At 65.7% G+C, this 24,538-nt stretch carries 27 protein-coding genes; 17 read left to right on the top strand and 10 right to left on the bottom strand.

What is annotated here, in order from left to right; translation table 11 throughout:
• Window positions 1–1,342: hypothetical protein (locus VF992_01660; GenBank protein HEX9339866.1), on the bottom strand; the 1,342-nt coding region annotated here is incomplete at its 3' end.
• Between the two features lie 233 nt (window positions 1,343–1,575).
• Here VF992_01660 and VF992_01655 point away from each other — a divergent pair.
• The gene (locus VF992_01655; GenBank protein ID HEX9339865.1) at window positions 1,576–1,713 is read left to right on the top strand and encodes a hypothetical protein; all 138 of its coding nucleotides are present in this window, start codon (window positions 1,576–1,578) and stop codon (window positions 1,711–1,713) included.
• Here VF992_01655 and VF992_01650 read toward each other — a convergent pair whose 3' ends face one another.
• The 3 genes from VF992_01650 to VF992_01640 all read right to left on the bottom strand — a co-directional run bounded on the left by VF992_01650 (window position 1,714) and on the right by VF992_01640 (window position 5,768).
• Window positions 1,714–4,350, bottom strand: a complete 2,637-nt coding sequence (locus VF992_01650; protein HEX9339864.1) for a hypothetical protein — start codon at window positions 4,348–4,350, stop codon at window positions 1,714–1,716.
• Between the two features lie 222 nt (window positions 4,351–4,572).
• Entirely contained in the window at window positions 4,573–5,124 is a 552-nt protein-coding gene (locus tag VF992_01645; protein ID HEX9339863.1) for a Rab family GTPase, read from the bottom strand.
• Between the two features lie 80 nt (window positions 5,125–5,204).
• Window positions 5,205–5,768: a Rab family GTPase gene (locus VF992_01640; GenBank protein HEX9339862.1), complete on the bottom strand. Its 564-nt coding sequence runs from the start codon at window positions 5,766–5,768 to the stop codon at window positions 5,205–5,207.
• Between the two features lie 99 nt (window positions 5,769–5,867).
• On the opposite strand from VF992_01640, the gene pyrF reads away from it, so the two are divergent.
• The 9 genes from pyrF (at window position 5,868) to VF992_01595 (ending at window position 11,606) form a co-directional block, all read left to right on the top strand.
• Window positions 5,868–6,518, top strand: coding sequence for an orotidine-5'-phosphate decarboxylase (gene pyrF, locus VF992_01635; GenBank protein HEX9339861.1), 651 nt, complete (start codon window positions 5,868–5,870; stop codon window positions 6,516–6,518).
• Window positions 6,519–6,524: 6 nt separating this feature from the next.
• Entirely contained in the window at window positions 6,525–7,334 is an 810-nt protein-coding gene (locus tag VF992_01630) for a GNAT family N-acetyltransferase (GenBank protein HEX9339860.1), read from the top strand.
• Complete coding sequence (locus VF992_01625; GenBank protein ID HEX9339859.1) at window positions 7,331–8,230, top strand: hypothetical protein; 900 nt, start codon at window positions 7,331–7,333, stop codon at window positions 8,228–8,230. Before VF992_01630 ends, VF992_01625 begins: the two co-directional genes overlap by 4 nt.
• A 2-nt stretch (window positions 8,231–8,232) precedes the next feature.
• Window positions 8,233–8,421, top strand: coding sequence for a hypothetical protein (locus VF992_01620; GenBank protein ID HEX9339858.1), 189 nt, complete (start codon window positions 8,233–8,235; stop codon window positions 8,419–8,421).
• A gap of 2 nt (window positions 8,422–8,423) precedes the next feature.
• Window positions 8,424–9,701, top strand: a complete 1,278-nt coding sequence (locus tag VF992_01615) for a hypothetical protein (GenBank protein HEX9339857.1) — start codon at window positions 8,424–8,426, stop codon at window positions 9,699–9,701.
• A 154-nt stretch (window positions 9,702–9,855) separates the two neighbouring features.
• Entirely contained in the window at window positions 9,856–10,173 is a 318-nt protein-coding gene (locus VF992_01610) for a hypothetical protein (GenBank protein ID HEX9339856.1), read from the top strand.
• A 66-nt stretch (window positions 10,174–10,239) separates the two neighbouring features.
• Window positions 10,240–10,569 carry a hypothetical protein gene (locus VF992_01605; protein HEX9339855.1) on the top strand — a complete coding sequence of 110 codons (330 nt, stop codon included), beginning with the start codon at window positions 10,240–10,242 and terminating at the stop codon, window positions 10,567–10,569.
• 168 nt (window positions 10,570–10,737) lie between these two features.
• The gene (locus VF992_01600; protein HEX9339854.1) at window positions 10,738–11,034 is read left to right on the top strand and encodes a hypothetical protein; all 297 of its coding nucleotides are present in this window, start codon (window positions 10,738–10,740) and stop codon (window positions 11,032–11,034) included.
• A gap of 41 nt (window positions 11,035–11,075) precedes the next feature.
• Window positions 11,076–11,606: a class IV adenylate cyclase gene (locus VF992_01595; GenBank protein HEX9339853.1), complete on the top strand. Its 531-nt coding sequence runs from the start codon at window positions 11,076–11,078 to the stop codon at window positions 11,604–11,606.
• Between the two features lie 2 nt (window positions 11,607–11,608).
• Here VF992_01595 and VF992_01590 read toward each other — a convergent pair whose 3' ends face one another.
• From VF992_01590 to VF992_01575, 4 genes are all read right to left on the bottom strand, one after another.
• Window positions 11,609–12,238: an MgtC/SapB family protein gene (locus tag VF992_01590; GenBank protein ID HEX9339852.1), complete on the bottom strand. Its 630-nt coding sequence runs from the start codon at window positions 12,236–12,238 to the stop codon at window positions 11,609–11,611.
• A 99-nt stretch (window positions 12,239–12,337) separates the two neighbouring features.
• Window positions 12,338–12,676 carry a hypothetical protein gene (locus VF992_01585; protein HEX9339851.1) on the bottom strand — a complete coding sequence of 113 codons (339 nt, stop codon included), beginning with the start codon at window positions 12,674–12,676 and terminating at the stop codon, window positions 12,338–12,340.
• A 311-nt stretch (window positions 12,677–12,987) separates the two neighbouring features.
• Window positions 12,988–14,118 (bottom strand): radical SAM protein, encoded by a 1,131-nt coding sequence (locus tag VF992_01580; GenBank protein ID HEX9339850.1) that lies wholly within the window; start codon window positions 14,116–14,118, stop codon window positions 12,988–12,990.
• Window positions 14,115–17,150: a hypothetical protein gene (locus tag VF992_01575; GenBank protein HEX9339849.1), complete on the bottom strand. Its 3,036-nt coding sequence runs from the start codon at window positions 17,148–17,150 to the stop codon at window positions 14,115–14,117. Before VF992_01575 ends, VF992_01580 begins: the two co-directional genes overlap by 4 nt.
• Before the next feature lie 178 nt (window positions 17,151–17,328).
• Between VF992_01575 and VF992_01570 the strand changes: the two genes are divergently transcribed.
• The 6 genes from VF992_01570 (at window position 17,329) to VF992_01545 (ending at window position 21,646) form a co-directional block, all read left to right on the top strand.
• Window positions 17,329–18,264, top strand: coding sequence for a radical SAM protein (locus VF992_01570; protein HEX9339848.1), 936 nt, complete (start codon window positions 17,329–17,331; stop codon window positions 18,262–18,264).
• A 75-nt stretch (window positions 18,265–18,339) separates the two neighbouring features.
• The gene (locus VF992_01565; protein HEX9339847.1) at window positions 18,340–19,203 is read left to right on the top strand and encodes a VOC family protein; all 864 of its coding nucleotides are present in this window, start codon (window positions 18,340–18,342) and stop codon (window positions 19,201–19,203) included.
• 4 nt (window positions 19,204–19,207) lie between these two features.
• Entirely contained in the window at window positions 19,208–19,636 is a 429-nt protein-coding gene (locus VF992_01560) for a hypothetical protein (GenBank protein ID HEX9339846.1), read from the top strand.
• On the top strand, window positions 19,633–19,986 hold the full coding sequence (locus tag VF992_01555; GenBank protein ID HEX9339845.1) for a metalloregulator ArsR/SmtB family transcription factor: 354 nt from the start codon (window positions 19,633–19,635) through the stop codon (window positions 19,984–19,986). The genes VF992_01560 and VF992_01555 overlap by 4 nt, the downstream gene beginning before the upstream one ends.
• Window positions 19,983–20,549 (top strand): SRPBCC domain-containing protein, encoded by a 567-nt coding sequence (locus VF992_01550; GenBank protein HEX9339844.1) that lies wholly within the window; start codon window positions 19,983–19,985, stop codon window positions 20,547–20,549. Before VF992_01555 ends, VF992_01550 begins: the two co-directional genes overlap by 4 nt.
• Window positions 20,550–20,866: 317 nt before the next feature.
• Window positions 20,867–21,646 carry a hypothetical protein gene (locus VF992_01545; GenBank protein HEX9339843.1) on the top strand — a complete coding sequence of 260 codons (780 nt, stop codon included), beginning with the start codon at window positions 20,867–20,869 and terminating at the stop codon, window positions 21,644–21,646.
• 182 nt (window positions 21,647–21,828) lie between these two features.
• Here VF992_01545 and VF992_01540 read toward each other — a convergent pair whose 3' ends face one another.
• Window positions 21,829–22,233 (bottom strand): hypothetical protein, encoded by a 405-nt coding sequence (locus tag VF992_01540; protein HEX9339842.1) that lies wholly within the window; start codon window positions 22,231–22,233, stop codon window positions 21,829–21,831.
• Window positions 22,234–22,596: 363 nt separating this feature from the next.
• Here VF992_01540 and VF992_01535 point away from each other — a divergent pair, with 363 nt between their 5' ends.
• Window positions 22,597–23,562 (top strand): NAD(P)-dependent alcohol dehydrogenase, encoded by a 966-nt coding sequence (locus tag VF992_01535; protein ID HEX9339841.1) that lies wholly within the window; start codon window positions 22,597–22,599, stop codon window positions 23,560–23,562.
• A gap of 227 nt (window positions 23,563–23,789) precedes the next feature.
• Here the strand turns inward: VF992_01535 and VF992_01530 are convergent, their stop codons facing one another.
• A complete protein-coding gene (locus tag VF992_01530) occupies window positions 23,790–24,314 on the bottom strand; it encodes a DNA polymerase ligase N-terminal domain-containing protein (protein HEX9339840.1) in 525 nt (174 codons plus the stop codon).
• Window positions 24,315–24,538 lie beyond the last annotated feature (224 nt).

Genomic DNA, 24,538 nt, shown 5'->3' with positions numbered 1-24,538 from the left:
CCGCGACGGATGTCGCGGGGGGGTCCGCCGTCGCCTGAACGACCGCACTCGCCCAAATCGCGGCGGATCCGACGTCGATCGGAAGGCCGGTAAAGGACCCGTCATCGTACTCCCGTGCGGTCAGCCTGACGTTGTCGATCCGCAGGGACATCGATGCCTCTCCCGCCCCGATGGAGATCAACTCCAACGAGAACGTGAGGTTGAAGGAACCGCTGCCCCGAAGGGCGGGGTCCGCGCTGAGGTCGAGGGTCAAGGTTCGGGTTCCGGACGGGATCGGGGACTCGCTCCAATTAACGCCGCCTACGCTCACCCGGAAGTAGGCCACCACGTCGACCGACGGGCTCGCGACCACATCGAATCCGAGGCTAAGGGTCCCCGGCGTCCCGCCCGTCGGGCTTGGCTTGATGAATGTCTGGGTGACGTTCCCGGTCTCGTCGAAGGCCGTGTAGTTGAACAAGACGAGATCGTCGACGTACGCCCGGTACGGGCCCACATTTCCGAGGAAACCGACCTGGACCGCGTCGATTTGGTTGTTCGTCCCGTAGCCGGGAGAAATGTCGAAGACGTACCTCCGCCATCCCGGCGTGAGGGACTGGGGAATCCAACTGACCCAGTTCCAGCCTCCCGGGTTGTCGAGGAGGATGGACGCCGCGATGCCGCTCGCATTCACGTTAATCCAGACCCCGAGACGGTTGTACGCGCTCCAGTTCCACGTCCCCGGATCGTCGCGGATCGCGCCGATCGGGTTCGTACCCCCTTGCTGTGCGATCACCAGGTCGTCTCTCAGCGAGCCGCTGCCTTCGACGCGGACGGAGGTCGATTGGCTAAGGGAGCTGGTGCTTCTCCCGTATGAGACGGCCGCCCAATTGTTCGTACCGAACACATCGTCCATCGAGTCAAACTGGACCCTCGGCGTCAGGTGCCACAAGCGAGCGTTTCCCCCAGGGTCCCTCGCGGACAACACCTGCCCCGCGGTCCCGTTGACGAACGTCCACGGGCCCGTCGTCTGATCGAACGTCCCGTCTTGGATCAAGTTCGCCGCTTGGTTGACAAGCCGAAGACCCGAGCCCACGCTGACGTTCGTGGCCGAGTCCTGGGAGGCCAAGAACTCGGCGTCGCTCGTGTAGTTCCGCCAGAGCGACACCTGGGCGAGCGTCGCGGTGCCGGGCGCCAGCGCCACGTCCGTGACGTTGTAGTCCGCCGTCGATGAGAAGTCCCATGTGACTCGCGTGGCACCGCTCTGATCGGTCAGGACGGGCTCCGCCGACGCGCCCGGAAGGAGGACGACAAGGGCCAGAAGCAGGACGAGCGCTTCGGGCAGGCGGCGTGACCGTGCGTGCATGGGAGGGTAGCTCCGGCGGGCTCCACAGAGCCCCGTCCTTGGCGAACCCGAGCCCCTCCCGCACCAAGGGCGGTCGTCGGTTGCCCCGGGTCATCTTAAAGGTATCGGTGATGGAACCGCCGGAGCGAAGTCTTCCCCGGAGCCGGCGGGACGTCGAGCCGGCCCAGGGAGGCCCTTCACCCGGCAACGAGACGACCGGACACCTTCATGCTCCGCACGATGTTGGAGGCGGTGTGATCGACCGGTTCGCCGCGACTTGGGACGATCCGACGCGTCGGGCGAAGCTCCTCCGGAACTTCTGGCTGATCTCGACCGCCTTCACGCTGTTCGGCTTCGCGGTCCTGTTCTACCTGGTCCTCTTCCCGCGATGACTAACTGGCGGGCTTTCGCGCACCGCGGCCCGGCCGATACCGCACGCGCGAGACAAACCGCTCTGAGAACTTCTTCAGGCCTTGGAGGTCCTGCGGGGAGCCGGTCCAATGGGCGAACGTCTCACCGAACCGGGCCTCCAGGTGCGACATGAACCGCCGGAGATCCTTCCCGGCCCAGCGGGGCACGCGACCGGAGTAGACGGCGGCGAGGTAGGCGTGGGCCCCGCGTTCGAGGAGGGCCGTCTTGCCTCCGATGTCGAAGCGCCGCAACTGGCCGTCTTCTTCCGGATCGAAGTCGCGGAGGAAGGTGAGGATCGCCGTGAGCATCGCGGAGAGGATATCCTCGTCCCGGTCCGCCCGCATGCGCCGCGTGTTGTGCAGCATGAGCCGTCCATCCCTCGAAATCAGGAAGACGTCGTCAATCGCGAACATCCTGCGGACGACGACCGTGTACCCGACGTAGACACCACCCCCCGCGAGCGCTAGGACGAGGGCTAATGGTCCCAGTTGCGCGAGGAGCAACGAAGGGGCGGCGACCACATGCACCTGAACCCGGGCCGTGAGCCCGCGGCCCACAAGCGTGGCCGTCACATTCCAGGTGCCTAACTGGCCGGCTCGATACTCGCCGTCGACGACCTGGCCGTCTCGGTCCGTCGTCGACCATGTGAATTCTGCCGAAGGGTCCGCGTGCGACCCCGCATCGAGCGCAAACGCGTGGAACTGAATCGTGTCGTCCGACGTGACAGTCAGCGGCCCTCCGGGCGAAATCGCCACCCGCACGGCTTGGCCGAGGTATTCGTAGATGAGGTCGACTCGGATGAGGGACGGCGTCACGAGTCCGTTCGACGTGTTGAGCTCCGCGCGCCACTGGATGGTGCGACCCACATACGCGGAAAGGTTGGCGCCGGAGGAGACTTCGGTCCAGTCCGCAAGGCCTCCGACGTAAAACCGGATGGACGTCTGAGGGGCGGCCGACGAAATGATTTTGATTGTCCGCCACCGGAGGAAATCCGTTGCGGCAGTGTACGGATCGGAGACGATGGACCCTTGCGACGCCCGATGGCGCGTCTCGAACAGCAGGCTGCGGAGGGTCGGGGAAGCGCTCGCGTTCGTCGTGTTGAGATCGGCGCGGAACTGGACGCGGGATGCGCCTCCCGCCGCAGGGCGGTAGGAGCCGGCGACCGTCCACAGCTGCCAGTCGGTCCAGTTGCCGTCGTCCGGGTTGGACGTGTTGCCGGACCGAACGCCAAACACGATCGATGTAGAAGCCGGTCTCGTGGCTCCCCAAGCGAGGCTCAGGAATTCCGACTGCAGGCCGAGCGGGAGCACAGCCGAAACGTACGCGGCATCGTGGCGGTTTGGGATGAGTAAGCTCACGTCGTCGATGCGGACGGTCGCGTTGATCGGACCGGTGGTGTTCGCCGCGACATGGACCTCGAAACGCACTTCATAGGAGTCCGGCAACCAGAGGATCGAGGAGACGTCCGCAGAAGCACGCTGCCATGGGACGGTGGCGGAAATCGGCAGCGTTTGGACGAACGTTCCGAGTGGGCCCGACACGTTCACCTCGAACTTGAGGTCCGAAACGTTTGTCACGTTGGTGGCTGTCCAGTTCCACGCGAGGACCGCACTGCCGAGGGTCGGCGTGGTCGACGTCGTCGTCACGAACGACTGGGAGATCGCCGCCGAGTCCTGAAACGCCTTCGTGAGGCCCACGCGCGCGTCGTCGACGAGCACGTACATTGGCGGCGTGAACACCCCGTCGAAACGCAATGTCAGCGCCGATAGGGACGATCGGTCACTGCGGGACCCTAGCTCGAGGAGATCGGCGGCGACCCGTTGCGGACCCGTCGCGAGGGCCTGGGGACTTGTATGGACGAAGGCGTTGCTCGAGTTGATGGCGGTGATTTGGAACGTCACGGCATCGGAGTTGTTCAGGTCCACCCAAAGCACGAGCCGATCCGACCCGGACCAGTCGACGGGGGCCATCCGCTGGATCCCGACGTAATGGGAATCGGCATCGAACACGGACGAGACGTCGATCTCGATCGTGCCGATCCCCTCGGGAGGGTTCGTCGTATTAACGTGGAACCCCGCGGTGATGTTCGGCGAAGCGTCGAATCTCCACCCGACCGTTGAATTCATGCCGTTCCAGAGACTCTCGGTCGAGGCAGAGACTGAACGGTATTCGGCATTGCGAGCGGCGTCGTCCCACCCGGTGACGACTTCGCCCTTGCCGTTGGCGAAGGACCAGTTCGCGTCCGTGGCGAAATGTCCGTTCGTGATGTGGTTGCTCAGGTTGGCCGCGAGCTCGACTCCGTCCGACGTGAACGTCAGGTTCGATTCCTGCGTCCCGTTCCGCTCGAACGCCGGTCCATCGGCCCATGAGATGTTCGCGTACGTCCACGGAAGTTCGGCGGTCCCCGAATCCAGTGCGATGTCCTGGAGGGTCAAGCCTTCGCTCGTGTTCATTCCCCAGCGCAGCGTTCGCGACGCGTCGTTCCCCGGGATGATGACGGGCAATTCGGCGGCGACCGAGCGCGGGCCCGACAGCGACACGACGGCGACGGAGCCCCAAAGAAGGACGACGAGGAGAGCAGACGCTCTCGCTACTGTGTTCGTTGGTCCTGCGGGCATGAGCTTTCCGATCGGGTTCTCCCCTTCTCCCGGCCCGAGACCCCTCCCTGTCGCCCGCCGCGCGGGCGCCGGCCCAGGGGAAGCGACCATCTGGCCGAGCGTACTTAATTATTGCGTTCGATGCGCGTTCGGGTCTGCACGACTCGATGAAACCGAGGTCTTCGCGCCGTAGACTGAGGGCGTCACCGGGGGTTCGAAGGCACAAGCCCACGGAACGCGGGCCTAGACGAGCTGCAATTGATGCTCCGCGACAAAGGCGCCGAGGCGGCGGAAGGCATCCTCGACGTTCTGTCCCGTCTTGGCGGACGTGAGGATGTACTCCGACTCGTACGCCTTCGCGAATTGCCCGACGTCCCGCTCCGTGTACTGCGAACTCGTCGCGAGATCCGCCTTGTTGACCGCGAGCAGAATCGGCACGCTTCCGACGACCTTCTCGACGCCGTCGATCCAGTCGTCGAGGTTGTCGAGCGTCCGACGCCGCGTGAAGTCGGCGACCGCCAGGATCCCGTTCGCCCCATAGAAGTAGGCGTCCTTCAAGAGCTCCCGGAACCCTTTCTCGCCCATGATGTCCCAAATCGTCATGTCGATGTCGACGAGGATGTCCTGTTCCGGCAGCAGGACGTGTACCTCCTTCTTCGAGACGTGCGTGCCGATCGTCGTCAGGTAGTGCTCGTCGAACATGTTCAACACGCAACGTCGGATCAACGACGTCTTGCCGACGGACTTGTCGCCGACCAGGCAGATCTTCGACTTCAGCGTGCGTTGGGTGGTCATCCGGCGCCCTCGTCCTGGTATGGCAACGCAGTCCGCCGCTGTCTACTTAACGCTTCTCGCCCCGTTTCTTCGAGGTGAACTCACGCGACGACCGGAATCCCGTCTTTGTGGAGGACCATCGTCCCGAGGCGCTTGAAGACGAGCTCGACGTTCTCGCCCGTCTTCGCGGACGTGTAGAAGAACGGCGCCTCGAACGCGCGCACGGCCTGCTCGATCTCCTTGTCGCCGTACAGGATCATGACCTCGTCCTTCAGGTCGATCTTGTTGATCGCGTACACGACCGGGATCTCGCCGACGACGTTGTAGACGCTTTGCACCCAGTCGTCGAGCTCCTTGAGCGTCGAGTACCGGGTGAGGTCGCACACCGCGAGGACGCCCTTCGCGCCGTGGAAGAACGCCTCTTTCAGGAGGTCCCGGAAGCCTTTCTCGCCCATGATGTCCCAGACGGTCATGTCCATCTGGAGCTTCGATCCGCGGTCCGGGAGGTCGAACGTCATCTCGCGCTTCGAGACCTTCGCGCCGAGCGTCGTGATGTACCGATCGTCGAACTCGTCTTGGACGAACCGCCGGATGAGGGAGGTCTTGCCGACCGCCGCCTCGCCGACGAGGCAGATCTTCGTCTTGATCCGCTGGACCTCGGCCATCGCGCGACGGCGTCCGATTCTGCTTGGGTTACTTAAAAGGTCCGCCGTGAATCCGACCGCGGGAGAACCTTTTTGCCCGTCCCGCTCCTGCCGGCCCCGATGCGGGTCGAACGCCGGCTGATCGTGGCGCTCGACGTGGCCGACGGCGCGCGGGCGCAGTCGATTGCGCGGGCCGTCCGGGACCGCGTCGACGCCCTCAAGATCGGCTGGCCCCTCGTCCTCACGGCCGGCCTCGGGATCGTGAAGGACCTCGCAACGCTCGCGAACGTCGTGTGCGACTTCAAGGTCGCGGACATCCCGAACATCAGCCGCCTCGTCGTCGAACGGGCCGTGGCCGCCGGTGCGTCCGGGGTGATCTGCCACGGCTTCGCGGGCGAAGACTCCGTGCGGGCGTGCGTCGAGGCCGCGGGCCGCGCGGACGTGTTCGTCGTCACCGAATTGAGCCATCCGGGCGGTCAGGAGTACACGGCGAAGTTCGCGGAGGAGTTCGCGCGAATCGCGGTCCGCGCGGGAGCCGCGGGGATCATCGCGCCGGCCACTCGGCCGGATCGCGTGCGGACGCTGCGCGGGATCGTCGGCACGAAGCTGATCCTCGCGCCCGGGGTCGGCGCACAGGGCGGCAGCGCCTCCGCCGCGATCGCGGCCGGCGCGGATGCGGTGATCGTCGGCCGGGCGATTTACGAATCATCGGACCCCGAGGCGACAGCACGCGGGATCGAGGAGGAAATCCGAGCTGCGCGTCGCGTCTGAGCGGCGATGAGGCCGACAAACCTTTTGTGCCCCGGGCCGTTCGCCCAACTCACGACCGCCGCTCCCACCTTCGATTTCGACGCCGCACGGGCCTTACTCGACTCCGATCCGATCGGCAACGCCGTCGTGTGGGATCGCGCGTTCCAACAGCCCGGCTACGAGGTATGCGTGCACGGGTCCCCTCCGCGCGGGCTCATCGCGGTCCACCGAATGGGCAGTCCCGGCGGCGCGAATTTCGTGGCCCTCCACGCCCTCGACGCGCCGGCCGCCGGCGCGCTCGGCGAGCGCGTGCCGTCGGGATTCACGATCGTTCACCTGACGGAGGAGTTTTCCCTCCCGATCGTAGAGGCTCGGGCGACGGAGTTCCGCCCGCGGACCGCTTGGCTCTTCGATCTCGACCGGAAGGACTTTGTCGACCGACCCGACGACCGCGTGCGGCCGCTCGATCCGGAGTGGGCGGGTCGCGTCGCAAAGCTCTGGCAGCCGGACTGGCCCGCGGAACCGTACGTGCGGCGGCGGATCGAGGAGGGGCCTACCGCCGCGATCTACGAGGGCCGCGAGCCGGTCGCGTGGGCCCTCACCCACCTCGTCACGAATCGCGCGGCCAACATCGGGATGGTCCACGTCGTCGAGGGGCGCCGGAGGCAAGGACTCGCGCGAGCCGTCGTCGCCGCGGTCTCCCGGGAGCTCCTTCGCCTCGGCAAGGTCCCAACCCTCCACGCCTATGCAGACAACCGGGCGTCCCTCGCCCTGTTCCCGACCCTCGGCTTTCAGAAGGTGAAGCGGCAGGTGTGGGCCGACGCGGTGTTCCCATGAAGATCACGCCGCTCGCGGCGGACAGCCTCGGCGCGCGCTCGATGGCGACCCTCGTCGAGACGCCCGACGTCACGATCCTCCTCGATCCGAGCGTCCGTCTCGGTCCGTACCGCTACGATCTGCCGCCGCATGACGTCGAACGGGCGAGACAGAAAGAACTCTGGCAGGGGATCCGCGAGGCGGCGAAGCGCGCGGACATCCTCACGGTCTCGCACTACCACTTTGATCATCACAACCCGGCCGCGCCTTCGATCTACCGCAACAAGATCGCGTTCCTGAAGGACGGGAAGTTCCACATCAACCGAAGTCAGCGCGAACGGGCCGGCGCGTTCGTCCGCAAGCTGAAGAAATATCCGAAGGCCGTCCAAGTGGCGGACGGCAACCAGACGGACTTCGGCGAGACGGAGCTCCTCTTCTCGCCGGCCCTGCCGCACGGATACAACGACGAACTCGGATACGTCGTCATGACGCGGATCTCCCGCGGCAACGATGTGTTCGTCCACACCGCGGACGTCCTCGGTCCGCCGCTGAAGGAGCACCTCGCGTTCCTGATCGACGCGCAGCCCACGGTCCTCTACGTCGATGGACCGATGACCCACATGCCGGAGAACTATCCGGAGCAGCACACGAAACGGTCCCTCTCCCATCTCTCGCGGATCCTGCGCACCACGAACGTGCGCACGCTGATCCTGGATCACCACATCCTCCGCGACCGGGAGTGGCGGGCCCGCATGGCGCCCGTCTTCCAGGCGGGCGAGGAGCACGACGTCGCCGTCATGACCGCCGCGGAATTCACGGGAAAAGCGGTCGACCAACTGGAGGCGAACCGCGACCGGCTCTACGGATTCGACATGAGCCCGAAAGGCATAAGTGGAGCGGGTCCATCGGAGGGATAGAGATGGCGAAGGAGCACCACTGCCCGAACGACGGCGCCCAGCCGTGCAACGCGGCGGGGAGCATCATCCATGTGTGCCCGCTGTGCTACGCGCGCTGGGAGGAAGTGATCCCCGAAGACCGGCCGGTCGCCCCGGCGCCCCCTCCGAAACCCGCTCCTCCCGCCACGGCCGCCCCCGCTTCCTCCGCCTGACCATGACCCCGTCGTCCTCCACCGGATTCTCGCCGGGGGAGGACGGCATCCGGGAGACCTTCGCCGAAGTCCAACGAGAGGTCGCGTGCCGCGTCTGCCAAGGGGACATCAAGCGGTGCCGCCTCGCGATCTGTCCGCACCTCGGCCGCGTCCGCCGGTGGTTCGAGGATCGCCGCGACCTGCGGACGACGAATCTCTTCGGCGCCTCCCCGCCGAGCGCGTTCGTCGGCTCGTGGGGCTACCCGAAGGTCCTCGTCGGGCCGCTCGTCCCTCCCGTGCGGGACGAGGACACCTCGATCCTCGACGCCTCGGAATCCTGGCTGGCGTACGACCTCGCGGAGATCCTGCGGTTCCGCCTGTCCCTCGTCCGCGGCAAGGCGCCGCGGCGCGTCTCGGAGGCACGGGCGCCGGATTCGATCCTCTCGACCGTGCAGGAGGCCGCGATGGCCGCGAAGCCGATCGACACGGAGATGTGGTTCACGAAGAAGCCGTCCCTCGTGAGCCCGTTCTCCGCCCGCGCGCCGCCGAGCGGTCCGAGCGCGGACCTCGCGAAGGTCGACCTCGCCTCGAACCCGTCCGTCCCGCGGCGGGTCGACGACCTCGTCTCCGACACGGACGTCCGAGCGGGCGAGGCCGTGGCCGACCTGTACGATCACGGGGTCACGCAGAGCCAGATCACGCGGACCTTCTCCGTCGGCCTCCTCGGCACGAAGGAGCGACGCCGGCTCGTCCCTACGGAGTGGTCGATCACCGCCGTGGACGACATCCTCGCGAAGGCCCTCCTCGTCGAGGTCCGCTCGAATCCGTGGATCGACGAGTACGAGGTGTACAGCGCAAGCGGCCTCGCGAACAACGTGGCGGTCCTGCTGTTCCCGCAAGCCTTCATGTTCGAGGGCCTCGAAGCGTGGAACCTCGCGGCCGACCCGACGCCGGCCCACGACCACGAGTTCGCGAACGGCCGCACGACGTATCCGGACCAGATCGCGGGCGCCTACCATGCGACGCGCCTCCCGGTCTTGGAGCACCTCGCCTCGCGCCGGCGTCAGGCCGGGGCCATCGTGTTCATGGAGGTCTACGAGGACTGGGTGCCGCTCGGCGTCTGGCGGTACCGGGAGCTCGCCCGCGCGGCCCTCGCGAAGAAGGCGATGCGGTTCCCGAGCCTGTCCGAGGCGGAGAGCGAACTCTCCCGGAGGCTGCGCCTTCCGATGGCGAACTGGTGGCGGGCGAGCGCCTTGCGCGCGTACCTCCGGACGCAGCGACGCATCACGGCGTACGCGTAGGGCCATCGCAGTCGTCCGGGGCCCTCGGGAGAATCTACCTCTGTTCAGCGGTAGGATTCGCGGGAACCGGCCGAACCCGTCGAATGGCCCGCACATCGGGATGCGGCGATGCCTTCAATACGACGGAAGCCCCTCGCGAGCCCGTCGCGAGATCGTGACGAGCACGCGCCGTCGGCCCACCCGCCGCGATCCGAACGCCCCGGCCGTTCGCGCCCTGGCGGAGGCGAAGAAAGCGCTCGATCGGCACCGGGAATCCCTCGACGCTGCACGACGGGCCCGCGACGGTTCGATCGAACGGGCCCGCGATTCCCTCCGGGGCTACAAGGCGTCGCTCGCCAATGCCGTCGACGGCCGTCGCAAAGGACTCGAGATCGAGATGAAGTCGGTCGAACGCTTCGACGCGCCCCTCCGGGCCGCGAGGCCGCACGCCCGACGGCGGCACGAGGCGGACGTGCCCTCAAAGGATATGTAGGCGCCGGGCCCATCGCGTGCGGGGCCGAGAGGGAGCACCGCGTCGACCGAGCAAGACGTCCGGCTAGTGCACGTCCGGCTCGAGCAACTCCGCTCCTACATCCGGTGGACGGCACCCCTCTACGTGCTGTTCCTGGCCGCCGGGCTCGTCGCCGCACAGTTCGTGTTCGGGTCGAGCCTCGCCATCCTCGTGGGCCTCCTCGCGGTCTTCGGGACATTGGACGCGGCCTTGCTGTCTCGCATCCGTCGGATCGAGGCCTCCGAGATCCGTGACGATGCGGATCTCCGGACGACCCGCGCCCAGATCGAACGGCTGGCGCGGCTGGTCCTCGCGGCCGGCGCGGGCCTCGGCGTTGCCTTCGTCGTCCTGTTCGTCTGGATGGTCGTCCGCGCGTAAGCTACACCCTTCTTTCCGGTTGCCACGCCTGCACACGTCTCCTCGGAGAAAAACGGGCCCCGTGCGTGTGTTCGTCTCGCACGCTTGCATGTGTGAATAGTTTGAACGGGAACCTTTTATAGCACGCGGCACAGGAAGATACTGTCCCTTCTCGGGACGCGTGATACCGTGGACCTGTTGTGGCTCGTGATTCCCGCCGCGATCGCGGTCTTCGTCCTTCGGACGATCGTGATCGCGCGGAGTCTGAAGGCAGCGGCCGCCAACCCGACCCTCGCCGACGCGCGTGCGTTCCGCGCGGCGAAGCGGAGCCTGACGGCCCACCGCGACCACCTGACGGAAGCGGTCGCGCAGCCCAAAGGCCACCTCGACGCCGCGAAACGCCTCGCGACCCTCCCGACGTCCAGGCACTCGCCCACGACGCGGACCCCGATCCCGGACGAATCCGCGGTCGAGCCGTCGGCCTGAGCCACGCCAACGTTCTTGTCATCCGCATCGTCTCGCCCCTCATGGACGCCGGCGCGAAACATCTCGTCGAGCTGAAGGCGCGGTACGAGGACCTCGGGAAGGCGCGCGCCCTGTTGGCGGGCGCGGAGCGCGTCGGGACCTTCCGACAGGTCGACACGTACTTCTCGCTCGGCGATCGGCGCCTGAAGCTCCGCTCCGTCGCCGGCGCGACGGAGGGCCAGCTCGTGTACTACGAACGGCCCGACGTCGGCGGCGTGAAGGAGAGCCGCGTGCTGCTCGCCCCGATTCCCGACGCCGCGACGGTCCGTGAGATCCTCGCGCGCATCCTCTCCGTCAAGGTGGAGGTCCGCAAGACGCGAGAGATCTTCCGCTTCCAGGGCGTCCAGATCCACCTCGATACGGTCGGAGGTCTCGGGAGGTTCATCGAGTTCGAGAAGGTCCTCGCGGATGAATCGGAGCGGGAGGCGGGCGTCCAGCACCTCGAGGCCTTGCGTCGGTACTTCCAGATCGGCGACGAGGACCTCATGGCGTCCTCGTACAGCGACTTCTTCGAATCGCACTCGACCACGTAGGCCTACTCGAGCTCGAACGAGCGGACCTTGTCGTTCGACCGCAGCGACTCGAGGAGGCTCGGGACGTCCGCGGGTCGGATCCGGACTTGGGCGGTGACGTTGACCCGGTGGGCTTCCTTGTCCACATGGACACGCTCGAAGTGCGTCGGCCCGCTCGGCAAGAGGGCGTCCAGTTCCTCCGGGGTGACAGGGTTGGCCACTGTGATGCGCACGACCTTCGCGTGCGAGCCGAATCCTCTACCCTCGAGGACCCGGTCCGTCACGACGACCGCCCAGACGATCCCGTAGTCGACCGCGACGAGGAGGTACAGCCCCGCCCCGGCCGCAACGCCGAGGGCGGCCATGGCCCACACGAGCGCCGCCGTCGTGAAGCCGAACACCCGATCGTTGCTTCGGATCAACGCGCCCGCGCCGAGGAAGCCTATCCCCGTGATCACGCCGCCGAGGAGCGGTAGCGGGTTCTCTTCTTCGAGGGTGATCGCGAGAAGCGTCAACGTCGCGGCGCCCGTCGAGACGAAGATGAACGTGCCGAACCCGACCGGCTTGCGGCGCACCTGCCGCTCGAGGCCGACCGCGAACGCCAGGGCGAAGACGAGCAGGAGCCGGAGGACGGCCTCAACGGAATCGATCATGCGGCGTCACGCCCATCCCGACGGTGCATCCCATCGTCGGCGCATGGGAGGTGCGCCTATATCTGAATTTTCTCAATGCGGGACGCAGGCCCGCGCTGGTTAACATGTTAAGCCGACGGAGTTCCGACGGCGAAACGCCTCCAGCGTTGACCGGGCAATCCCAACGGGCCCGGTGGCCACCCGTACGCCGAGCCGTCGAAGGCGGTCCGCGAGCTCCGCAGCGTCGGGCGGCGGGAGGACGAGGACGGACTGCCCGATCCACACGACGCCAGGGCGGTGGATGAATCCCCGCTCGACGTAGCGCCGGCGCACGGGACCCCCCGAGGTCCGCACCCGGCCGAACACGATCTGGCAGACCTGGGCCGCGGCGGAACGGGCCGCGCCGGAGACGTCATAGGAGAGGAGGATCCGCTCACCTTCGTACCCTTCAATCGTCACGCTCCATCCCATGGATGAAGCTATATTATAGCCTTTCGCCGGGAGCAGTGAAAGTACTCGCCTTTGGTTAACATGTTAAGCCGAGGCCGTCGAGAGCCCAAACAACCGTAGGCCCGACGCCTGTCACCTTTTGGTTAACATGTTAAGCCGGCTCGAACGGTCCTAGCGACCGCACCCGTTGCCTCGATGGCGCGACCACGGCACGTCCTCCTAGTCGTGCCAGGACCGGAACGCCACAGCAGCCGCACGTCCAAGGCACGATGCGCCCTCGCGACTGGTTAACATGTTAAGCCGAGGCGGCCGACACCGCATCACGGGCTCATGCGCGGCGGCTCGACCACAGGGAGCTCCATCATCGGTCGGCCACCGGGATCGGGGCCCTTCATCGCGCTCTCCTGGAGAATCTGCGCATGGATCAGGTCTCGCGGATCCCTCGGCGCGAGTGCGGGCGCCCCGAAGGTCGGCTGCTTCCCGCCGTTCAGGAGGTCGCGGTAGTACGGCATCCACGCGGAGAGCAGCTCCCGTGGGTTCACGAAGCTCTGCGTCGCGTAGTACTGGTACCACGCGCACTGGATGTCGCACGCCGCCATGCGTTGTCGCCGCTCCCGGGCGTCCGGCGATTCGAGGTACGCCATCAGGTCGGAGTCGATCAGGTTGATCGTCTTCTCTTCGAGCACTCGACACGGGTACCAGAGGAAGCCGTCCGCGTCGACGATGATCGACGACGTGTCGCAGCCGTGGTCCCACGTGATTCGGTCGAAGTAGCCGTCCGGCGAGATGATGACGCCGGGATACTTCCGCTTCATCTCGATCCCGACGCGGCTCATCTGCCACAGGTCCGGCAGGTGGTCCTTCGTGTTCTTCAGGTGGACGGCGCACATGACGACCGCCTTCACCCCGGCGTCCTGGCACCGCTTGATCTTCTGCTCGAGGGCCCCGATGTCGTTCTTCGTCACGACGATCTGCACGGTGACGATCGAACCCCACTTCGTGTATTCCTCGAGCTCGTCGTACATGTCGAGGTTCTTGTGGCCCTCGTCGATCGAGATGTGCAGGAAGTCGATGTACTTCCCGTACTCCGCCATGGGGTACCGCTGCTGCATGTCTCTCTCCGACGTCGTGAAGAGGAGGTACCACGGCTTCTCGTACTGGTAGCGCAGGAGTTCCTCGATGTCGTCCCGCACGAGCGGATCGCCGCCCTCGAAGCTGCACACGATCACGGACGACCGTCCGAGGTTGTCGAGGACCGCCTTGACGTCCTCCGTCGGCATGTCCTTCCAGCGGTTCTTCACGTGCCAGCAGTTACAGAACGAGCACGTGAAGTTGCATCGGCGCGTGAGCTTGAAAGAGCAGTAGAACGGGTAGATCGCCTCCCGGGCCAGCTTGTTCCGGACGATCTGCCCCGCGACCTCGAGGAACCGCTTCTTCGGGAGCTTCCTCATGGCCCACTCGCTCCACCATGGGGCTCCCCGGGATAATCCTTTGCGGACGTCGACTTCCGCGTGAGGATCCATCCGGCGGCCAGGAGGACGAGCGAGGTCGCCGCGATGATCGCCGCCGGGGTGTACAGGAAGTACTCGACGGCCTCGGGGAGCGGCACGACCGTGAGCGAGTACGTGATCGGAGGGAGCCGGAAGAAGAGCACGATCGTAGGGAGGAGGAGGATCGCCGTCGCCAGGGCGTGACGCGGGTCTCCGCCGCGAGCCGCGGACTCCCGCAGGCCGGCGAGCGCCGCGAAGGACAGGCTCGTGAACAGGGCGAGGAGCGCGAGCGTCGTCGGGAGCGTGCCCTTCGAGGCGAGCACGAGCCCCGAGGACGCGACCGCGAGGCTGAGGCCGCCCACGCGTGCGGTCGTCGGCGAGAGGCCGGGCCGAATCCGCGACCCGACGATGGCGAGCGTCGGACCGAGGACGAGCATCGCGGCGGCGGTGAACGGGAGGAGGTCTCCCTGAATCTGCAATCGAAGGCTCAGCGCGTACGATGACGTGAGCGCGAACGCGGTCAGCGGCATCGCCAAGAGGATCCCCGGATAGACCGCTCGGTGGGGCCGCGCGGCCGTCTCCGCGGGAGGCGCCCCCTCCGGGAGGAACAGCGGCGGCACGACGAGGAGGACGGCGATCGCGGAGAACGTGACGAGGTCGAACCCGCCAAAGAATCCGATCGCCGTGCCGAAGCCGAGCGCGGCGAGGAGCGTCGAGGGCGTCGCCGGCTTCCGGACGAGGTACGAATCGATCGCGAGAAGGGTGCCGATCATCGCGAGCGGGAACGCAGCCGTCGTGCGGATCGCGAGGCTCGAGAGGACGAGACACGCCAGCGCGGCAACGACGGGGGCCCGGCCCGAATACGCGCGGTCGAGGGAGCGCCGAAGCGGACGATGGAACCCCGCCACTGCGATCCCCAGAAGGATCGACGGATAAGTCCAGAAATTCTGTTCCACCGCCTCGCGGAGCGCGAACACGAAGAAGGCGACGGCCGCCGCGACGAGGACGAGCGCTCCGAAATCGATCGGATCGGATGCCTGGGCCGTCCGCCGCGCCGAGCGTTGCGCGAAGGCCGCGAGCGCCCCGGCGGCGAGCAGGACGATCAACGACAGGAGGAGCGCCTCGCTCGCGCCGATCCCCCGGAGCGTCTCGAGGGCAATGAAGGCGCGTTGGGCCGCGCGTTCGGAATCGCCGCCCACGACGGCGGCCCGTGCCTCGGCCACCTGCGCCGCGGCGAGGTCCACAGACGGTGCGAACAGCGTCGACGCAATCGGATCGCCCCACGCCGCATCGAGCCGGGCTCCCGCCTCGCGGACGAACGCCTGCCGGAGGAGCGCGAAGAACGTCGTCGGTGTGACGATCTCAAGATTCCCGCCTAGCCGAGCAGCGAGGGGACCGTCGACGTCGACGAGGGCGACCGCGTCCGCGAGATCGAATCGGAAGGTGTAGACCGTGAGCCAGAGGAAATGCGGCCCGTCGCCCCACGCGGCCGCGGCGGCATCGATCTTGCCGAGCACGTTGTCGGCCGTCGTCCAGAAATGGGTCGATCGGATCACGGGGGACGCGTTGCCTCCGCCCGACGCCACCCAGACGTCGCGGGACCCCGGTTGGTCGTCGTAATCCAGGACGATCCCCTCGGGATGCACGCCGCGGACGTACGCAGAGAGGCTCCCGTCTGAGTAGGGGATCTCCGAGGCCGTGAACGCATTCAGAAGCCAGACGACGTCCAGGTCCGCCGCCGCCATGTAGCGCTCCGTGAGGGCCAGATATCCCGGCAGGTCGCCCGGACCGGTGTAGTCCGGGTACAGGTATCCCGCCCCGCTCGGCGCCGCGACGAACCGGTCGTTCGGCGTGGCGGTGTCGTAATACCAGTCGAGCAGCGGCGGCGCGAGATCGACCAGGAGCGGGTCGATGCTCCAGGCGAGCGGCACCGTCCCCCGCGCGGGCTCGGACCAGAGCTCCCGCATCCGCCCCGAGATGAAGTCCACGTTGTCCCCATCCGGCACCGCGACGACGACGTACGTCTTGTCCTCGAGGGCCGTCGACGGCGCGGACGTCGGAATTTGGCGGTGCGTGTCGTTCCGACCGAACGCCGTGAGGACGGAGAGGTTCGGGAGATCCTGCACCCCGACGACGAACTTGCCCTCCGCCGAGGCCATCTGGACGAACGCGTTCTCCTCCGTGAGCGTCGGGCTGTCGAACCATCCCAGGATCGGGATGTTGCGGGGCGTCGCGCGCAAGACGCGCATCGTCGCGGCGGTCTCGGGCGGCGTCGCGAGGGCGCCTTGCGGCTCGTAGAAGACGAACGTCCGCGTGGCGATCAGGTAGTCGCGGATCGCCCAGCGGTCCGGCGGCAGGATCGCGAGGAGGCTCGGCGACGAACCGGGGTAGAGATCACGGAGCGCGCGGTCCGTCGCGGCGACCGGGTCGAGGGGAGCCCAGTCGCTCGTCGCGTAGTCGAACACCGGGAGGCCCGTGCGCGCATGGAGCGATTCCGAGAGGTCCGGGCCGACGAGGACCGCGTCCCGCTGCGCCGCGATCATCGTCGCGACGTTGATCGACTCCGGCCTCGCGGGGTCGTACACGACGATCTCGGCGGCGCTCGGGAGGTAGGCGGAGATCGCCGCGTCGATCGTCATCCTGTCGCGCCGGAGATGGTATTTCGAAACGAGGAACGAGAGCATCGACGACGCGTTCGCTGCCTCGTCGTCCACGTCGAGATAGAGTTCGGCCCGGACGCGGTTCGCGAGCCCCTGGAGCGATGCGAGCAGGAGGCGCGTCGAGAGGTTCGTGTCCGGACCCACCGGGACGACGTGCAGTTCCGGTCCGGCCGGGAAGCTCGGGAACGGATTCGTTCCGGAGGGCCATCGGGCTTGCTCGCTCGCGGCCGGCGGGGCTCCGGGCCAGAGGACGTTCGAGACGAGGACCATGGCGAAGAGGCTCGTGACGACCGCCGCCGTGATCTGGCCGGCATGCCGCCGGTCCGTGCCCAATCGCTCACGCCTCCCTGGAAACGCGGCGGGATGGCCCCGCCGGGACTCCCGTAACGGGAAGGGACCGCTATAGCCTTTCCTTCGACGCCACGCATCGTTCCCGGCCGAAGGCGACGCCCGGCACTTTCGCGGACCTCCCACGGTCAAGCTCATAGGTCCCGAAGCTCCCACCCCGTCCGTGGACGAGCTCTTCGGGATATACGTGCCGAGCCCCCACGATTCGTTCGAGATCCGCGAGATCCACGTCGACTCGGCGCTGCGCAAAGATCCGCTCCCGTGGCTCGACTATTCTTTCAACCCATACGTTGGTTGCTACCACGGGTGCGTCTTCTGCTTTGTTCCCCGACTGATGAGGATGGATCGCGCGGCGTGGGGCGCATCCGTCATGATAAAACGGAACGCCGCGACGGTCCTGGCACGCGAGGTCCGGAAGCTCCCCCGGGGCCTCGTCGCGATCTCGACCGCGACGGATCCGTATCAGTTCGTCGAGGGGAAGTACCGCATCACGCGGCATGCGCTGGAGGTCCTCCTCCGAGCCGATTGGCCCGTCTCGGTGCTCTCCCGTTCGCCGCTCATGATGCGCGACATCGATCTCTTCCGACGCTTCACGTCCATCGAAGTCGGGATGTCGGTACCCACCCTGGACGACCGCGCGCGGTCTTTGCTCGAGCCGTGGGCGCCGCCGATCGACGCTCGGTTGCGGTGCCTCCGAGCGCTTTCCGACGCCGGGCTGACCACGTTCGTCGGCTTCGCCCCCGCGTACCCGCCGACCGGAGATTGGACGCCCGAGCGAATCGCGGAGAACTTTGCGGACGTTGGTGTCAAGAAAGTGTTCACGCGGTCCCTCGATGCGCGATGGGGGGTCCGCGAGGCGATGCTCGCGCGGCTCCGATCGTCGGACCTGGCGCCGCAACTCCTCCGAATCACAGACCCGGATACCATGGCGCCCTTCCTCGCGCAGCTCGCGCAGGCGTGCCGAAGTCAGGGGATCGCATTTCGAACCCCCGCGGACTTCCGGATCGATCCTTCGAGAGCGAGCGTCGGAATGCCACAAATGGAGGAAGGAGGGCCTGGGAGCCCTCCGTCTCGGGTTCAGAAGAAGGCAGGGAGCTGACGGTCCGGCATAGGCCGCGAGCCGCGCGCGGTGGAATATAATCCAAAAGTTAAATAACCAGAGCGTCATACAGCCTTGCAGAGGCAGACCATGATCGAGAAACTGACGCACGTGCCCATCGTCGTGAGCGACCAGGAGAAGGCCCTCCGCTTCTGCACGGAAGCGCTCGGGTTCGAGAAGCGCGCGGACTACCAGCTGCCCGGCAACCCCCGCTGGCTAACGGTCGGGCTCAAGGGCGAGGAACTCGAGTTTGTGCTCACGCACGGCACACAAAAGGTTGAGACAGGCGTGGGCCCAGAAGCGGGAACGGGAGGACACCATATCGCGTTCCTCACGGAGGACTGCGTCGCGGGTTACGAGAGGCTCAAGGCACGGGGAGTGGACTTCCACGTCGGCGCGTACAAGGAGCCGCAGAAGCAAGCGTGGGGCATCTCGGCGTCCTTTAAGGATCCGGACGGCAACTTGTTCACAATGCTCCAACCCAACATCGCGGGGAAGGCGGCCACGAACGATGATCGCATCTTCCAGAAGACGACCCACGTCCCGATCGTCGTGGGCGATCAGGACCGGGCGCTGAAGTTCTACACGGAAGCGCTCGGCTTCGAGAAGCGCCAGGACTATCAGCAAGCCGGTCGCCCCCGCTGGCTCACCGTCGCTCCCAAAGGCCAAGAACCCGAGTTCATCCTCCTGAAAGGGCGGTACGTCGTCGATCCGCGCGCGCCTCCGGGCGCGGGCAGCGGCGGCAACCACTGGGTCTTCAAGACGAACGACTGCCGCAAGGACTTCGAGGTCCTGAAAGCGCGCGGCGTGAAGTTCAAGGACCCCGCGCCCGTGGAGGCGAACTACGGCATCGCCGCGTACTTCACGGACCCCGACAGCAACCACCTCACGCTCCTGCAGCCAGGGCCGGCGCCTGCGCGGAAGCCGCGGGGGGCCTAGTCCCGTGCTCGGGATGAAGAAGTACCCGAAGGACTACATCGCCGCGTGTCGCGCGAGGGTCGAGGCCGACCTGCGTGCGTACCGAACGCAGGCCGGCAAGGCGCCCTCCAAGGAGTTCGAGGCTCGCTTCTTCAACGACCAGGTCCTCCTCCTGGACTACATGTTCGTGCACCGGTTCACCGGCATCGAGGGAAAGGATGGCAATCCGTTGAACGAGGTCCGCATCCTGTGCAACTCCCTCCTGCTCAACCGGGGCAAGCTGCAAGTCGACAAGCTACCGGGGTGGCCGAACTCTGCGAGTTCCGGGATAAGGCTCCCGCCGGAGAAGTCCGTCCTGGGGCTCAAGGCGGGCGACGAGGTCCGGTTGAGCGAAGGCGACTTCGGCCGGCTTTCCAAGGCCTTTTTCGCCGAACTCGAGAAGAAGTTCGGATGAGGACGATCGTGACACGAGACGCCTTCTTCGCGATCTCGGACCCGACCCGCCGGGCGGTCCTCGACCTCCTCGCAGGCGGCAGCCGGACCGCAGGAGCGATCGCCGCGAGGTTCCCGCGTCTGACGCAGCCCGCGGTTTCGCGCCACCTCAAGGTGCTTCGGGACGCACGGCTCGTGGACGTCACCGTCAAGGCGCAGCAGCGAATCTACGCGCTCAAGCCCGAGGGCCTTGCCGAGCTGTACGAGTGGGTCGCGAAATACCAGGCGATGTGGCCCGACACGCTCTCCGCGCTGGAACGGTATCTCGACGCCCGGGCCGCGGACGAAAAGCCAAAGAGGAAGAAACGATGATGGCCAAGACCGGCGAACAACGAGGAGACGAGGCCCACGTGACGACCCGGTCGACCGAACGCGTCGGAACGGTCGCCTTCGACGGCGAATACGCGACCATCGCCTTCGAGCGGCGGCTCCGTCACCCCGTCGACGTCGTGTGGGAGGCCCTTACCGAATCGGAGCACTTGGCCCGCTGGTACATGACGAAGGCGATCATCGAGGCCCGCGCGGGCGGCCGCATCGAATACTGGAGCGGCCCCGCCCAGGTCCATGTGACGGGCCGCATCCTGACGTGGGACCCGCCGCGCGTCTTCGAACACGAATGGAACGCCACCCTGCGCGCCGACCTGCCCGACGAGCGGAGCGTCGTCCGTTGGGAACTCGAGCCGGACGGGGAGGGGACGATCCTCCGCTTGACGCACCGGCGCCTGACCCGGCGGACGGCGATCGGATTCGCGCCTGGCGTGCACGCCTTCCTCGACCGGCTCGAAGACCAGCTCGATGGCGTTCCCCTGGCCGATTGGCCCGCCCGGGTCGAGGAAGTCCGAGCCGGCTACCCGAGTTCAGGAAGGTGGGAGTGACTCCCAGCATCGAACGTGCGCGCGCTGCCCCCTGATTCAGTTGGTCTGTCCTCGTCGTCACTTGCCAGAACATCTCAGGTCAGACGTCCGTTGCTGCGCCCTGAGAAATTCGGGTCGGCGCGGGAACTCGGCCGCCCGATTTCATGGAGCGGATGCCCGCGACACCATTAAATAGGCCGAGAAAGAATGAGTTGCGAGTGGGGCCGGGGGGGCTGTTTTGAAGTCTGCGAACCAGTCTCCGCCTACCCCTTGAGTTGGTGAAGCTCGTTCTAGAAGTGCATCGGCCAAAGGACCGGAACGACGGTGGCGGGAAAGCGATGAAGCGGCAGAACGCGATGGAACTCTTGATTGGCCTTGCGGTTGTTGCTCTGTTGGCACCGTCCCCTTTGGCCTCCGCTTCGAACGAGCTCCTGCAACAGTCTGTTTCCTTCGGTCTTCCCAGAACCGATGCCGACACTTGGCTTGCCCTGTCCGCAACGTGTGGCGTGATTGCGAACTACGAACACTTGAGTCTCACGTTCGAAGAGAGCGTGGACACATTCGTCAACATGGCTCCCGATTCCTGTGAAATCACCGCGTACGTTCTCGGGGTTGCCGTCCCGCTCCCGATCTTGAATTCGACGCCCTTGGGCCGGAAGTCTTACAAGATTCCAGGCGTCCAAACCGTGACGCTAGGGCTCGTGGACTTGTCGGTCGACCTTGTAACGAGTCTCACGGCAAATCGAAACGATACGGATCCAGAGTTCATTGCACCGAGTTCGCTGTCTTGGCCGGCATGGGGGATGAACGTCTTCCCCGTGACCGACCGATTCGACGGAGAGAAGGAAGCGTTGCTCGTCTACGAACCGCAGCTCTCGTTCAGCCTCGGAGCAAGCGTCTTCGTGCTGGGCGTTCGGATCTACGGGACCGACATTGTGCACCTTGGCGATGTCGTAGGCACACCGAGCGTCGCCATTCCGATCTCGGGGCATCGGGCCCCCGCGTCACCGCTGTTGGTGATTGCGGTCGTCGGTACCATCATCGGTCCGGCCGGAGTCGGCGCGGCGTGGATTGCCCACAGGAGACGTCGGTCGTCGCGGATGATACCAAGGCCTTGATCCCTAAGTGGAACACGTCCAGGGCTTTCGTCCGCGGACGAGCCCGTCCGTGCGATGGACCGACGACTCAATCCGATCTTGTCATCGGTCTGATCCCAACATCGTGGGTCAAGATCGCGAGGCGATGAAGGTCCAGAGGAGCTTCGGCTTCCAACCGCGACCTGAAGAGAGATGGTTCGACGTCAGGCGCTGAGTCGTTTCCCCGCCGTGGTCTCTCGATAGACCTTTGAACCATAGAAGATGACGAGTGCCGCGACCAGTACCGTGGCTAGTTCGAGGATGGAGATCGCGGGAGGAGGCGGCAGGGACATGAACAACCCAGTTTGGTCGGCAGCTATCGGCACGATGAAAAAGATCGAGGCGACGACGGCTAGGACCGAAGCCTCCCGATCTCGGGCGAAGAGAGCAACGGCGCAAGCGAGGTTCAGGACCATCCCAACAACGAACGTGGCAGGCCAGGTGGGGGACCGGAGCGCCGAGACCGGGCGAGTCTCGAACGGTCCGAGTGGTGTCAGAAAAACGCCAATCGCGACATTCACGACCAACGCGATTAAGAGACGCCTGCCGTTGAACGATAGTTCCGCCATAGAAAGCCTAAAGCCACTCGTGGATACACTCGTGGAATTCAGTAGCCATCTAATTAACTATCTGCAAACGATCCGACTCTTCCCAGTGAGCCCGCTTGGTCAGTGCGGCGGCGCCCTGTCTCCGAGCCGTCCTGCACCTTCCTGCTGAGCGACTTCGTGAATCTGGAATCGGACCGTTGCAGGAGGCCCGGGCCACGCTCGAAACAACAAGGTACGCTCCGGTCCTTGGCGGTCTCACGGCGCGAGGTAATCTTATCACGTAGGAGGGCATCCGCCAGATTGGAGCGATCGCCCATGGACCGGTCGGAGCTTCTAATCAAGGAGGAGGAGATGGCCGCCGGCGCGCCGGCTCACGGAAGTACGATGAAGGCGATCGTTCAAACCGGGTATGGCTCACCGGATGTATTCGAACTCCGAGAGATCGAGAAGCCGGTGGTCGATGACGACGGCGTGTTGGTACGGGTTCGAGCGGCTTCCGTCAATGCGCTTGACTGGCACCTCATGCGCGGCATCCCGTCCGTCATCCGCCTGACGACCGGGCTGCGCCGACCGAAGAGCCCCGTCCCGGGCGTCGATGTGGCGGGGCACATCGAAGCGGTCGGCACGAACGTGACGCGCTCTCGACCCGGCGACGAGGTATACGGCATGCGCAGCGGCGCCTTTGCCGAATACGTCTGCGGCAAGGAGAAGCACTTCGTACCGAAACCGAAGCGTCTCACGTTCGAGCAGGCCGCGGCGATCCCAGTGGCGGCCGAGACCGCCCTGCAGGGCCTTCGGGACAAAGGACAGATTCGACCGGGGCAGAAGGTCTTGATCAACGGCGCGTCGGGAGGCGTCGGTACGTTCGCCGTGCAGATCGCCAAGTCATTCCGAGCCGACGTGACGGGCGTCTGCAGCCCAAAGAACGTGGACATGGTCCGATCGATCGGTGCGGACCGGGTCATCGACTACACCCGGGAGGATTTCACCCGAGACGGGCAGCGTTATGACCTGATCTTCGACGTCGCCATGAGTCATCCGTTATCGGATTGCAGGCGATTACTCAATCCAAACGGGATTCTCGTGCTGGCTGGACAATCGAGCCGCGAGAAGCCATCCGTCCTTCCCTTGCTCCTAACGCCTGTGGTGTCGCGATTACTGAGGCGAAAGCAGGTCACGTTTATCGCGAAGCACAGCAACGCGGATCTACTTGCCGTGAACGAACTCGTTGATGCCGGGAAGGTCACGCCTATCGTTGACCGGCAGTTTCCTTTGAGCCAGGTGCCCGAGGCGATCCGGTACCTCGGAGAGGGACACCCGCGAGCCAAGATCGTCATTACCGTGTCATGAGGCTGGGCCTGGTAGGAGTACTGTTGCGTCCTCACCGCTGCCCTGCAGTCCGCGTCCCACCAACTCTCAGAAGGCCTATGACAAATCTGATGAAGGTCTGAAATCGTAGACCTTGAGAGGTCTCGTTGAACGTCAGGGAGACAATAGAGCATCTGGTAGCATTTCCCGCGGCGAAGGAAGCCGCATAGACGGCTCGCGTCCCGAAGAATTCTCTTCGCTGAGTCACGTCAACGCCGGGGAACCTTGCCGGACAAAGCGGATGCCGGCTCGGTTTCCGGGTTGTAATCTGCTTCCGCGAATTCGTCATCCATCTTCTGCAAGAGCCAATTCTCACGACGTCCCCCTCCCATTCTCGTTCGTATCATGGCCCATTGTCCCCGAAGTTTCGTGCCATACAGGACGAATCGGATGATGCCGTCTCGGAGCGCTGCAGCTGCTTCGTTTCCTGCGGGTCCGACCACCTCAAACTCGCCGAAATCCCACACGATAACTTCGCCTGCGCCGTAGTCACCCTCAGGAAGGGTTCCCTCGAACAGAAGGTAGTCGAGCGGGTGGTCCTCAACATGAATCGCGAGCCGCTTCACCTTGGGATCTTTGCTTGGCCCCTTCGGCACCGCCCACGAGACGAGGGCCGCCCCAATTTCCAGTCGGAAATCGTAGTGGAGATTTCTGGCCCAGTGTTTCTGGACGGCGAATCGGAGTCGCGGGGCTCCGGTCTGAGGAGCCGCTTCCTTGGAGATTGGTGAGGTCATGCTGAGGCCTCAGCGGGCCTTCAGGTATCTGGTTTACTAGACTCTTTGGATTGCAGCGCCGCCCTCGGTTGCGCGGCTTCGTGGTTCGAGTGGTCCTCGGCGATGCGCCTCGGTCCCGTGCATCGTCTTATACCGTGCGGACGTTCGCGCACCCAAAGGGTTACGGTGAGAACTTGAGCGAACGGATCACAACGCGGCGGTTCCACGAGTCCGAGGGCGTCGAG

The sequence above is a fragment of the Thermoplasmata archaeon genome (assembly GCA_036395115.1).
Classification (GTDB): Archaea; Thermoplasmatota; Thermoplasmata; order RBG-16-68-12; family RBG-16-68-12; genus RBG-16-68-12.
This window is presented reverse-complemented; position numbering and strand designations above follow the sequence as displayed.